Genomic DNA, 7,868 nt, shown 5'->3' with positions numbered 1-7,868 from the left:
CCGTCGAAACCGGCCCGCTCGGCCCGCCGCGCCGCGTCGACGAAGTCCGCCACGGAGCGGTGCACCTCGTCGGTGGTCAGGGCGCGGGCCTGCTTCTCCGGGTCGTCCCACGGGGCGAGGTTCGTCCGGCCGGTCACGTCCGGGTTGCCACGGAGGCCGCCGTGGTGCAGCTGCACCGAGGAGGCGCCGCCGGCCTCCCGGATCGCCTCGACGAGGCGGGTCAGCCCCGGCAGGTGGCGGTCCTCGCTGATCCCGAGCTGCCCGGCCCAGGCCTGCCCCTCGGGGGCCACGAAGGTGGCGCACGTCATCGTCAGGCCGAAGCCCCCTTCGGCCCGCGCGACGAGCCAGCGCAGCTCGTCCTCCGAGAGCGTGCCGTCGGCGTTGCTCTGGGTGTTGGTCAGCGGCGCGAGGGCATAGCGGTTGCGCCACACCGGCCCCCGGGCCAGCGCGAGTCGGTCGTCCGGTTGTGGGAGGGAGATGCTCACTCTCTCCTCAGCCACGACGGCCGGCGGGTCATTCCCGCAGCGCGACGATCCGCTCGGTGGCGCCCTCGTAGGCGGCCAGGACCTCCTCGAGGTCGATGAGCTGCGGCAGGTCGCCTGCGTCCTGGTGCTCCAGCAGGTAGGCGATCGTCGCCCGGGCCGTGCGCTCGTCGTCGGCGAGCTGCCCGCCGCTCGCGGCCTGCGCCGCGTCGAGCAGGAGGGTGTGCGACGTCGATCCGTCGCCGCCCCGGATGTTCACCTCGTACTCCCCGTCGCCGTGCGTGACGATCTCGACATCCGCCATGGCCCTCTCCTTCCCGTCCTCCCATCACAGCACACCCCACCGGGCTGCCGTCAGTGGCCCGAAGGCCTACGGTGGTGCGGCAAGAAGTCCCCTGTTGGAGAGGAGTGCTCATGCGAGGCATCCGAAGGGCCGTCCGCCGCAGCGTCCGGATGGGCGTCCGGCAGGCACGGCGGGAGAAGCGGCGGGAGAGGCGTCGGCAGCGCCGGGAGGAGCGCCGCCAGCAGCAGGGTGACGGAGGCGGCCAGCCCGATCAGCGTGACCCCCAGCAGAACTGACCCCCTCGATCCCTGAAGCGCGAAGGCCGCCTGCGGCCTGAGCCTCGAAGGGCCACGTCCGCGTGCGCGAAAGGTCGTGCTGGTGCGTCTCGCGTCATTGATCGGTTGGAAACCCTGGTTTTCACTACCTTCCGTGCACACCACTCCGACTCACTCCGGGTCGTCGGGGAACTGCAGCGCCAGCAGGTCCAGCGCGTCGCCGGTCAGCTGCGCGGTGCGCTCGAGGAGCTCCTCGACGGAGGAGGCGCGCAGCAGGGTCAGCTGGTCGAGGGGTCCGAGCGGCGCGATCCCCGCCAGCTGCCAGCTCCTTGCGACCGGGTCCTCGGCGAGCTCGACGTCGGCGGGCCAGGGCTGCGGACGGTACTCACTCATCACGCTCACCGCGCGCCGGACGGCGTGCTCGGTCTCGGCGAGTCGCCCGGACTGCTCCTGGCTCCACGTCAGGTCCGGCAGGAAGCGCACCTCGGCACACGGGTAGGGGTCCTCGGGGAGCCACCGCACGACCTCGAGACGCTCCCGCCCCCGCGCCAGGACACCCAGGCGGCCACCCGGCATCGGCCGGACCTGCTCGATGCTCGCGACGCACCCGATGGGGAAGCGCTCGTCCCCGCCCCCGACCTCGGTCCCCCGCTCGATGAGCACGACGCCGAAGCGCCCGTCCCCCTCGGCCACGACCTCCATCATCCTCAGGTACCGCGACTCGAAGACCTGCAGCGGCAGCGGCTGCGCCGGTAGCAGCGCGGCCCCCAGCGGGAACATCGGCAGGACGTCCATGCCACCAACCTCGCACACCCCGCGCCCCTCGGTCCCGACACCTCGTACTGCAGTTCGCCCTCCCGCGGACCTGGCAGCCCCGACATTCCGGGCCCGAGGCCGCGACTCCTCACCCAACTGCCGTACGACGTGCCGGGCCGTCATGCTGGCCACACGTGAAGCCCGCCCATCCGCCACCACGAGGAGACACTGATGAGCCTGACCGACGCCGCCTACCAGTCGACCCCCAGCGGGCCACTCGACGTCGACCGCGAGCTGTACGACCGGATCGGGTCGATGACGAAGGGGCGCGAGCTCGTCGACTCCTTCGTCATCCCGATCCGCAGCGGCCGGGCCTGGGAGGTACCTGCCGGACACGTGTGCCGGATCGTGACGATCGAGGGCCCGCAGGTGGCAGACCTGAACCTCTGGAACCGCCACGACCCCCGCGAGCGCTTCTGGGCCTCCCGCACCCGCCAGCTGCAGGCCGCGCACGTGAGCACGCATGACCGGCTCTGGTCGACCCTGCCCTTCCTGCGACCGATGGCGACGATCACCGGCGACTCGCTGGCCGACTACGGCATGGACGGCGAAGGGGGCCGCGTCCACGACCTCCTCGGCACCCGATGCGATCCCTACGTCAACCAGATGCTGAACGACGCCCCCTTCGACCGGCACTGCCACTCCAACCTCACCCGGGCGGTGCGGCCGTACCACCTGACCGAGTTCGACGTGCACGACGTGCTCAACGTCTTCCAGTGCACGGGGCTGAACGAGCACGACCAGTACTTCATGAAGACCTGCCCGGCCAAGAAGGGCGACTACTTCGAGTTCTTCGCCGAGATCGACCTGCTCGCCGCCCTGTCCACGTGCCCCGGCGGTGACCTCTCGGTACCGATGTTCGGCCCGGACGCCGGTGACGCCGAGTCGGTCTGCCGCCCCCTGGGCATCGAGGTCCACAAGGTGCCGGAGGCCGCGCTCACCGGGTGGCGTCCGCCGGAGCGAGCCGCCTACGCCGGCGGCCACGGCCTGGTCGAGCCCTGACCCTTCGAGACGCTTGCTGCGCAAGCTCCTCAGGGACCGTCCACGCAACGCGGCCGCGACGCCCCCTTCGAGGCATCGCGGCCGCCGGCCCTCCCCCGGGAGGGTCAGGAGGTCACGGCCACCTGCCCACGGTCCTTCTTCACGGGCCCGTCGCCACCCGGCCGGACGTCGAAGTCGAAGATCTCCGTCGGCAGGAAGACGGTGCAGCAGGCGTTCGGGATGTCGACGACGCTGCTCAGCCGCCCCTGGATCGGCGAGGTACCGAGGATCAGGTAGCTCTGCTCCCCGGTGTAGCCCCACTTCTCGAGGTAGGCGATCGCGTTCAGGCAGGCGTTGCGGTAGGCCTCCGTCGCGTCCATGTAGAGGTTGGTGTCGTCCCGGTGGTCCACCGAGATCCCGGTGAAGGTGAGCCACTCGTTGTACAGCGGCTCCACCCGGCTCGGCAGGAAGATCGGGTTGTGCGTGACCCCGTAGGTCTCCATGCCGCCCTTGATGAGCTCGACGTGCAGGTCGATGAACCCACCCATCTCGATGGCGCCGCAGAAGTTGATCTCCCCGTCGCCCTGGCTGAAGTGCAGGTCGCCGATGGAGAAGTTCGCCCCGTCGACGTAGACCGGGTAGAAGACCCGCGCACCACGGGTGAAGTTCATGATGTCCATGTTCCCGCCGTGCTCGCGCGGCGGGACCGTGCGCGCGCCCTCCCGGGCGACCTTCGCGGCCACCTCCTCACTGCCCGTCCCGGCGAGGGTCCCCGGACCGGTCGGCGGGATCGCGAGCGGCGGCACCCGCGTCGGGTTGGTGTCGATGAGCGCCTGCTCGCGCTTGTTCCACTGCGCGAGCAGCTCCGGTGAGGGCGCCGTGCCGGCCAGGCCCGGGTGCTGGATGCCGGTGTACTGCACGCCCGGGATGTGCCGCGAGCTGCACGTCTGCCCACGGAAGTCCCAGATCGCCTTGTACGCGTCCGGGTAGTAGTCGGTGAGGAATCCACCGCCGTTGACCTTGGCGAAGATGCCGGAGTAGCCCCACCCCTCGCCGCAGTTCTCCCCCTCGGCCTGGGGCACCTGGCCGACGTCGACGATGTCGACGACGAGCAGATCACCGGGCTGGGCGCCCTCGATGGCGAAGGGCCCGGAGAGCATGTGGTTGTGGTCCAGGTCCACGTCCCGCACGTCGTTCGCGGAGTCGTTGTTCAGGATCTGGCCGTCGGTCCACTCCTTGCACTCCACCCGGAAGGTCTGGCCGGGCTTGACCGTCGCGGCCGGCGGGATGTCCGGGTGCCACCGGTTGTGGCCGGGGACCGCCTGGTCCCGCATCGACTTGTCGTGGTCCACGCTGAAAATCACGTCAGGCATTGCTTGTCTCCATCTCTGGTGCAACTGATCAGGTCCGAATCGGGCGGGGTGGGGCGCTGCTCAGGCGACCACCTCCGTCGCCGGATCGATCCGCGCGGCGACCGGCCCCATGACCGCCAGCCCGATGACGCCGACGACCGCGACGAGACCGGCCGTGACCCAGTCGCCGCTCCAGACCTCGGTGAGGGACAGGAAGGCGACGATCGCCGTGACCACTCCGGTGACCGCGGTGAAGACGCCGGTCGGCCGGGTGAGGGACTCGTGCCCCAGCCCGAGGACGACGAAGAAGAGGAACCACAGCACGCCCCAGAGGAGCCAGACCGCCCCGAAGCCCGCGTCACCGGCCCGGACGACGCTCTCCCCCGCGTAGACGGTCGTGCACAGCGCGACGAGCAGGCAGTACCAGCCGAAGCCGCGCAGGCTCTGCCCGGTGAAGCCGGCGATGCCCACCCACAGGTACGTGAAGCCGAAGAGGTAGATCCCCGAGGCGGCGAAGATCCCGGCCGGGTCGGGGGCGGTGGCGATGAGGTAGGTGGGGATCGCCACCTGGATGACGCCGACGAAGACGTTCAGCGGCGCCGCCTCCTGCGCCGTGACCCGCCCGAGCAGCAGCAGGCCGTTGATGACCAGGACCACGCCCACGTAGATCAGGCCGACGGAGGACATCGGTCACGGCCTGGGCAGCGGCGGCAGGTCGGGACGCCGGGGTGGCGGCGAAGGGGGCCCGGCCGCGGCCGGGACGTGCCGGGTGACCCCGGGGCTCTCGGAGCTGCGGCCGGCGCTGGTCACCGCCCGGTCCAGCGCCGGGTCCAGCCGACCCAGGTGGGGAGCGGTGAAGACCCGTCGGCCGGCCTGCTCGCAGCTGGGGCAGGAAGCGGTCTCGTCACGACGGGCCATCGGGCGCATCAGGTCGAAGCTGCCGCAGTCGGTACATGCATACGTGTAGATCTGCATCCTGGCCTCCGTTTATGAAGTGACTTGAAACATACCCAAATGAAACTACTTGTCAATGGGTCGACGCCCGGGGCGCGCGTCGGAGCGCGGTCAGAGGGAGGTGAGGATGTCGAAGTCCGCAGTCTCGGCCCGCGCGAGATAGACCGACTGGTGCAGGTGGCCGCCCCGCAGGTGCACGGTCCCCCGCGGGCTGTCGTAGGTCAGGCCCTCGGCGACCCGCAGCACGTCGCGAAGGGAGGTGCTGCCCGCTGCGTCGAAGAGCCGGGTGAGCAGCCGGATGCCCTCGTAGCAGGACTCGCCCTGGTTGTTCAGCGGGGGCGCCTCGGGCCCGAACTCGGCTCCGTAGTCGCCGACGAAGTCCATCGACCCCCCGGTCGGCAGGGACCGGAAGTAACCGGCGGCGACGTAGAGGTCGCGCACGGCGTCCGGGCCCGAGGCGAGGAGCATGTTCTCCTCCATGAGCGGACTGAGGCGCACGAGCTGGCGGTCCAGCCCGCGCGCGGCGAACTGCCGGTTGAAGTGCACCGCGTCCTGCCCGACGAGGAACATCAGGACCCCGTCGGCCGGCCGGGCCCGCTCGATGTGGTCGAGCACGCCCTCGAAGTGCTCCGAGTCGAAGCGGGTGAAGCTCGTGCTGACGAGGTCCAGACCGAGGTCGCGCAGGTAACCGGCTGCGACGGTCGCGGACCGGCGTGGCCAGACGTACTCGGAGCCGACGATGTGCCAGCGGGTCAGTCCCAGCTGCTCACGCATCCAGGCCAGCGCGGGCCTGATCTGGCGGTCGGGGGTCTCCCCCGCGCAGAAGACGCCGGGGCGGCGCTCGCCCCCTTCGTACAGCGAGGTGTAGGCGTAGGGGATCCGGTCGGCGGTGACCGGCGCCAGGCCGTTGCGGACCGAGGAGATGTGCCAGCCGGTGAGGGCGTCGATGCGACCTCGGTCGATGAGGTCGCGGACCTCGCCCGCCACCTCGGCCACGGGCCGGCCGGCGTCGATGACCTCGAGCTCGACGGGCCGGCCGAGCACACCGGAGTGCTCGTTGAGCCGGCGGCGCAGGAGCTCGGACACGGCCTCGCAGGACGGACCGAAGATGCCCCCGGGGCCCTGCAGCGGGATGGCCAGACCGATGCGGATCGCATCACGGTGGGCCCGGTGCAGTTGCCGAGGGGCCGTCGCCAGCTCCACGGGTTCCCTCACACGTCTTTGGGTAGTGTTTCCACCTGAAAAGGATCCATCCAATGTAGGTTGTCCGGAGCGAATGGGGAAGAGGGAAGACGCAGTGGGTACGACGGTCCGGGAGACGACGCGCGAGGTCACCACGGGCGACCACGCGTGGCTGCTCGCGCTCATCAGCCAGGACCTCGACCAGCGGATCGGCGCGGCCCTCGCACCCGCCGGGCTGTCCGTGGAGCAGTGGCGGGCGCTGGAGCACCTGGCCGGCGCCGGGCCGTGCACGATGTCGGCGCTCGGCAGCACGAGCACGGTCGCAGGTGCCTCGCTGACCCGCCTCGTGGACCACCTCGTCGAGCATTCGCTCGTCTACCGTGCGGCCGACACCGCCGACCGCCGCCGGGTGCTCGTGCACCTCTCCAGCAGGGGCCGGCGACGGGTGCGCGCCCTGCGCCCCAAGGTCCGGACCGCCGAGGCCGAGGCGATGGCCGCGCTCAGCGACCAGGAGCGTGACGACCTCGCGCGGCTGCTGCAGCAGCTGGCACCTTCCATCGATCCCTGAGCGGATCCCACTCCCCGAATCAGCTCCGGACGGGCTCGATGACCACCTTGCCGGCACCGTGCCCGCCCTCGACGGCTGCCATCGCCTCGGCCGCCCGGGCCAGCGGGTAGGTGGCGCTGATGTGCGGGGCGACGATCCCCTGCGCCGCGAGGTCCGTGATGTTCTGCAGGACGCCGTCCGAACGGGTGCGGCCCGAGCCGCCCAGCTCGGCCGCCGTGTCCCCGTCGGCCGCGGAAACGATCCCCGTGGGGTCCTTGGCCAAGGGCGCCAGCTCGCGCAGCGGGTCACCGCCGACGAGGTCGGCGAGCAGGTCGACACCGCCCGGGGCCGCTTCGCGCACCCGGCCCGCGACGCCCTCTCCCGAGGGGACGAAGGTCGCACCGGTGGACTCCACGAGATCCCGCTTGTCCTCCGAGGCGACACCGATGACCGTCCGCTGCCCGGCCCCGGCGATCTGCAGCGCGATCCGGCCCACGCCTCCCCCGGCGCCGAGGACCAGCACCGTCCCGCCGGCTCCGACCGGCACCTGGTGGGTCAGGTCGTAGGCAGTCGTGCCGGCCACCGGCAGGGTCGCCGCGATGTCGAAGGGGAGGTCCGCCGGCTTGTGCACCGCCTTGGCTGCCTTGAAGACGGTGTGCTCGGCGAAGCTGCCCTGACCACGCGCCGGCTCGCCCAGGACCTCGTCGCCGACGGAGAAGCCCTCGACGTCCTCGCCGACGGCGGTGACCACACCGGCAGCCTCCAGCCCCATCGCGACCGGCAGGGTCCCCTTCGTGCCGAAGGCGCCCTCGCGGCGCTTGGCGTCCGCCGGGTTGACCCCGGCAGCACGCACCTCGACCCCGATCTCGTCGGCACGGGGCTCGGGCACCCCGCGCTCGATGAGCTCCTGGCCCTCCGGGCCGCCGTAGGTGGTGAAGGCGAAGACTGCGGACATGCGTGCTGGATCCTTTCGGCGCGACGTTGCTCCGAACCCAA

The 7,868-nt window shown here is 71.3% G+C and carries 11 protein-coding genes; 3 read left to right on the top strand and 8 right to left on the bottom strand.

The annotated features are described in order from the left end of the window. A partial coding sequence (locus tag JCO01S_RS14890; RefSeq protein ID WP_500778496.1) for an oxidoreductase occupies positions 1-485 on the bottom strand: 485 nt, incomplete at its 3' end. 28 nt (positions 486-513) lie between these two features. Beyond that, positions 514-786 (bottom strand): hypothetical protein, encoded by a 273-nt coding sequence (locus tag JCO01S_RS14885; protein WP_068257512.1) that lies wholly within the window; start codon positions 784-786, stop codon positions 514-516. Between the two features lie 110 nt (positions 787-896). Here JCO01S_RS14885 and JCO01S_RS15815 point away from each other — a divergent pair, with 110 nt between their 5' ends. Continuing rightward, positions 897-1,061, top strand: a complete 165-nt coding sequence (locus tag JCO01S_RS15815; protein WP_157074657.1) for a hypothetical protein — start codon at positions 897-899, stop codon at positions 1,059-1,061. Between the two features lie 150 nt (positions 1,062-1,211). Here the strand turns inward: JCO01S_RS15815 and JCO01S_RS14880 are convergent, their stop codons facing one another. After that, on the bottom strand, positions 1,212-1,835 hold the full coding sequence (locus JCO01S_RS14880; protein ID WP_084342976.1) for an LON peptidase substrate-binding domain-containing protein: 624 nt from the start codon (positions 1,833-1,835) through the stop codon (positions 1,212-1,214). Between the two features lie 192 nt (positions 1,836-2,027). Here JCO01S_RS14880 and JCO01S_RS14875 point away from each other — a divergent pair, with 192 nt between their 5' ends. Then, positions 2,028-2,858 carry an urea carboxylase-associated family protein gene (locus tag JCO01S_RS14875; RefSeq protein ID WP_068257510.1) on the top strand — a complete coding sequence of 277 codons (831 nt, stop codon included), beginning with the start codon at positions 2,028-2,030 and terminating at the stop codon, positions 2,856-2,858. Between the two features lie 104 nt (positions 2,859-2,962). On the opposite strand, the gene fmdA is transcribed toward JCO01S_RS14875, so the two are convergent. The 4 genes from fmdA to JCO01S_RS14855 form a co-directional block, all read right to left on the bottom strand. Continuing rightward, positions 2,963-4,210, bottom strand: coding sequence for a formamidase (fmdA, locus tag JCO01S_RS14870; protein ID WP_068257507.1), 1,248 nt, complete (start codon positions 4,208-4,210; stop codon positions 2,963-2,965). Between the two features lie 60 nt (positions 4,211-4,270). Further along, entirely contained in the window at positions 4,271-4,876 is a 606-nt protein-coding gene (locus JCO01S_RS14865) for an AmiS/UreI family transporter (RefSeq protein WP_068257505.1), read from the bottom strand. A 3-nt stretch (positions 4,877-4,879) separates the two neighbouring features. After that, positions 4,880-5,164, bottom strand: coding sequence for an FmdB family zinc ribbon protein (locus JCO01S_RS14860; protein ID WP_068257502.1), 285 nt, complete (start codon positions 5,162-5,164; stop codon positions 4,880-4,882). A gap of 90 nt (positions 5,165-5,254) precedes the next feature. Further along, on the bottom strand, positions 5,255-6,358 hold the full coding sequence (locus JCO01S_RS14855) for a substrate-binding domain-containing protein (RefSeq protein ID WP_245634467.1): 1,104 nt from the start codon (positions 6,356-6,358) through the stop codon (positions 5,255-5,257). 82 nt (positions 6,359-6,440) lie between these two features. Here JCO01S_RS14855 and JCO01S_RS15560 point away from each other — a divergent pair, with 82 nt between their 5' ends. Next, positions 6,441-6,893, top strand: coding sequence for a MarR family winged helix-turn-helix transcriptional regulator (locus JCO01S_RS15560; RefSeq protein ID WP_169796968.1), 453 nt, complete (start codon positions 6,441-6,443; stop codon positions 6,891-6,893). Positions 6,894-6,912: 19 nt separating this feature from the next. On the opposite strand, the gene JCO01S_RS14845 is transcribed toward JCO01S_RS15560, so the two are convergent. Next, a complete protein-coding gene (locus tag JCO01S_RS14845; RefSeq protein WP_068257499.1) occupies positions 6,913-7,827 on the bottom strand; it encodes an NADP-dependent oxidoreductase in 915 nt (304 codons plus the stop codon). Positions 7,828-7,868 lie beyond the last annotated feature (41 nt).

This window comes from Janibacter corallicola NBRC 107790, assembly GCF_001570965.1.
GTDB lineage: Bacteria > Actinomycetota > Actinomycetes > Actinomycetales > Dermatophilaceae > Janibacter > Janibacter corallicola.
Note: the sequence above shows the minus strand (reverse complement) of the source record. Positions and strands in the feature narration are given on the sequence as shown.

What these genes read in the sequence shown, in the direction of transcription:
- JCO01S_RS14885 (WP_068257512.1), bottom strand. Translation starts at nt 786, where the DNA reads ATGGCGGATGTCGAGATCGTCACGCACGGCGACGGGGAGTACGAGGTG.
- JCO01S_RS15815 (WP_157074657.1), top strand. Translation starts at nt 897, where the DNA reads ATGCGAGGCATCCGAAGGGCCGTCCGCCGCAGCGTCCGGATGGGCGTC.
- JCO01S_RS14880 (WP_084342976.1), bottom strand. Translation starts at nt 1,835, where the DNA reads ATGGACGTCCTGCCGATGTTCCCGCTGGGGGCCGCGCTGCTACCGGCG.
- JCO01S_RS14875 (WP_068257510.1), top strand. Translation starts at nt 2,028, where the DNA reads ATGAGCCTGACCGACGCCGCCTACCAGTCGACCCCCAGCGGGCCACTC.
- fmdA (WP_068257507.1), bottom strand. Translation starts at nt 4,210, where the DNA reads ATGCCTGACGTGATTTTCAGCGTGGACCACGACAAGTCGATGCGGGAC.
- JCO01S_RS14865 (WP_068257505.1), bottom strand. Translation starts at nt 4,876, where the DNA reads ATGTCCTCCGTCGGCCTGATCTACGTGGGCGTGGTCCTGGTCATCAAC.
- JCO01S_RS14860 (WP_068257502.1), bottom strand. Translation starts at nt 5,164, where the DNA reads ATGCAGATCTACACGTATGCATGTACCGACTGCGGCAGCTTCGACCTG.
- JCO01S_RS14845 (WP_068257499.1), bottom strand. Translation starts at nt 7,827, where the DNA reads ATGTCCGCAGTCTTCGCCTTCACCACCTACGGCGGCCCGGAGGGCCAG.